General features: G+C 65.3%; 4 protein-coding genes and 1 pseudogene. 4 read left to right on the top strand and 1 reads right to left on the bottom strand.

Going from position 1 to position 2,678, the window contains the following annotated elements; all coding sequences use genetic code 11:
* From Q0L94_RS15225 to Q0L94_RS15210, 4 genes and pseudogenes are all read left to right on the top strand, one after another.
* Nucleotides 1–164, top strand: a pseudogene (locus Q0L94_RS15225) (arginyltransferase); the annotation flags it as partial.
* Nucleotides 161–985 carry a hypothetical protein gene (locus Q0L94_RS15220; RefSeq protein ID WP_296754838.1) on the top strand — a complete coding sequence of 275 codons (825 nt, stop codon included), beginning with the start codon at nt 161–163 and terminating at the stop codon, nt 983–985. The pseudogene Q0L94_RS15225 and the gene Q0L94_RS15220, both read left to right, overlap by 4 nt.
* Before the next feature lie 10 nt (nt 986–995).
* Nucleotides 996–1,790 (top strand): thymidylate synthase, encoded by a 795-nt coding sequence (locus Q0L94_RS15215; RefSeq protein ID WP_296754836.1) that lies wholly within the window; start codon nt 996–998, stop codon nt 1,788–1,790.
* 57 nt (nt 1,791–1,847) lie between these two features.
* Nucleotides 1,848–2,348 (top strand): dihydrofolate reductase, encoded by a 501-nt coding sequence (locus Q0L94_RS15210; protein ID WP_296754833.1) that lies wholly within the window; start codon nt 1,848–1,850, stop codon nt 2,346–2,348.
* Nucleotides 2,349–2,423: 75 nt separating this feature from the next.
* On the opposite strand, the gene Q0L94_RS15205 is transcribed toward Q0L94_RS15210, so the two are convergent.
* On the bottom strand, nt 2,424–2,678 hold a 255-nt coding region (locus Q0L94_RS15205; protein ID WP_296754831.1), incomplete at its 5' end, for an FCSD flavin-binding domain-containing protein.

Here is a 2,678-nt window from a genome sequence, read left to right as displayed (position 1 = left end):
GCGTCTACGGTGTGCTGTGGCAGATCGAGCTGGCGAAGCGGCTGGAACTGCCCTATCTCTACCTCGGCTACTGGATCGCCGAAAGCCGCAAGATGGCCTACAAGAAACAGTACCCGCCGCTGCAGGGGCTGGTCGACGGCCGCTGGCAGGTGCTCGACGCATGAGGCTGTGGCTTCTTGTCGCCGCGCTGGCGGCACTGCAGGGCTGCGCGCTCACCGTGAGCGATCCGCGCGCGCTCAGGCCCATCGACAGCTTCGTGCAGTCGGCCGCCGATGCGCGCGTGTGGATCGAACCCGGTTACGAGGCCTACGGCGCGCGCGTCGCCGCCGCGCTGCCCGCCGCCATCGCACGGGTCGAGGCCGCGCACTACCTGCCCTTCGCCCGCCCGCCGCGCGTCCATGTGTGCGGCAGCGAAGACTGCTTCAGGCGCCATGTGATGACGCCGAAACTCTCCGCCGCGGTGGTGCCCGACAACCGTCTGATCCTGTCGCCCAAGCTCGACGGCCGCGAGCAACACCGCCTGCCCACGCTGCTCGCCCACGAACTGGCGCACCTGCATCTGGGGCAGCGCATCGGCCACTACCACAGCACCCTGCCGGTCTGGTTCCACGAAGGCTGGGCTTCGCTCACGGCCGACGGCGGCGGCGCCGACTACGCCACCGACGCCAGAGTGTTCGAGGCGATCCGTGAAGGCAAGCGGGTCAATCTGCTGGCACGCGATGCGCCCGACAAGCGCCACCGCGCCGCTGCCTCCCGGCTCGGCATCTTCGAGTTCTACCGCCAGTCCATGCTGCTGGTCGGCTGGCTGAAGGCGCAGGACGAAGCGCGTTTCCGCCAGCTGGCGTTGGCGATACAGGACAACACCGATTTCGAGATCGCCTTCTGGAATATCTACGGCCAGGCGCCGGCCGACCGGCTCGCCGGCTTCTACGACGGTGTTCTAAGGGATAATCAACCCATCCAGGCCGCGCCGGCCAAACCCTAAGCCTCACACGATGAAACCCTATCTCGATCTGATGCGCCACGTGCTCGAGCACGGCGCCCGTAAAGACGACCGTACCGGCACCGGCACCCTGTCGGTGTTCGGCTGGCAGATGCGCTACAACCTGGAAGACGGTTTTCCGCTGGTCACCACCAAGAAATGCCATCTGCGCTCCATCATCCACGAACTGCTGTGGTTCCTGCAGGGCGACACCAACATCGGGTATCTGAAGGAAAACGGCGTCTCGATCTGGGACGAATGGGCCGACGACAACGGCAACCTCGGCCCGGTCTACGGCCACCAGTGGCGATCCTGGCCCACGCCCGACGGCGGCAGCATCGACCAGATCAGCGAAGCGGTGAAGACGCTCAAGACCAATCCCGATTCGCGCCGCATCATCGTTTCGGCGTGGAACGTGGCGGACCTCGACAAGATGGCGCTGGCGCCGTGTCACGCCTTCTTCCAGTTCTACGTCGCCGACGGCAAGCTCTCGTGCCAGCTGTACCAGCGCAGCGCCGACATCTTCCTCGGCGTGCCGTTCAACGTCGCCTCCTACGCGCTGCTGACGCTGATGATGGCGCAGGTGACGGGCCTCAAGCCCGGCGACTTCGTCCATACCCTGGGCGACGCCCACCTGTACCTGAACCACCTCGACCAGACGCGCGAGCAGCTCTCCCGCGCGCCGCGCCCGCTGCCGACGATGACGCTGAATCCCGATGTGCGCGACATTTTTGCGTTCCGTTTCGAGGATTTCACCCTCAGCGGCTACGATCCGCACCCGGCGATCAAGGCGCCGGTGGCGGTGTGAAATGCGTGAGGGGTAAGGCGTAAGGGGTGAGGCAGCTTTGAGAAAAGTCGAGGGAACATGAATCAGAAAAAACCGCGCGTCAGCGTCATCGCCGCGCTCGCCAGAAACCGTGTCATCGGCATCGAGAACCGCCTGCCCTGGCGGTTGCCGGAAGACCTCGCCCACTTCAAGGCGCTGACGCTGAACCACCCCATCCTGATGGGCCGCAAGACCTTCGAGTCGCTCGGCCGACCGCTGCCGGGGCGCACCAACATCGTCGTCACCCGCAATCCCGACTACTGTAAGGACGGCTGCCTTGTCGCCGACTCCATCCCCGCCGCGCTGGCATTGTGCCGGGACGCCGACGAGGTTTTCTTCATCGGCGGCGCCGACCTCTACGCCCAGGCCATCCCGCTCGCCGACCGTCTGTACCTGACCGAAGTCGACATCGAAGCCGAGGGCGACGCCTGGTTCCCCGATTACGACCGCAGCGCGTTCAGAGAAATTTCGCGCGAGTCGTACACCGGCGAGAAGGGCGATCCGCTGGAGTTTGATTTTGTGGTGTATGAGCGGGGATAAGCGCCGCAGCGCGAATCGCCAGCAATGAAAAACGGGGTACTTGGCCCCGTTTTTCATTGCCGAGCAAGAATCCGCTCAAGTCAACACATCCGCCCAGATATTTCTCGACCAGGAGTCGGCAAAACCGAAATTCTTCGCGTCCCCCTTGGCGGTGGCGCCGCCCTCGGGCTGGGCGACGTAGCCCTTGCCGGCCTCGAAGCGATAGACGTGGGCGACGTAGCCTGCCGTGTCGCCCGACGTGGCGGAATAGCAGGTGTTGGCGATGACCGGGATGGGGTCGGGCGCGCGGCCTGCGAGCAACTCGACGATGGCGGCGGCGCACACCTTGGC

This window comes from Thiobacillus sp., from assembly GCF_024708915.1.
This window is presented reverse-complemented; position numbering and strand designations above follow the sequence as displayed.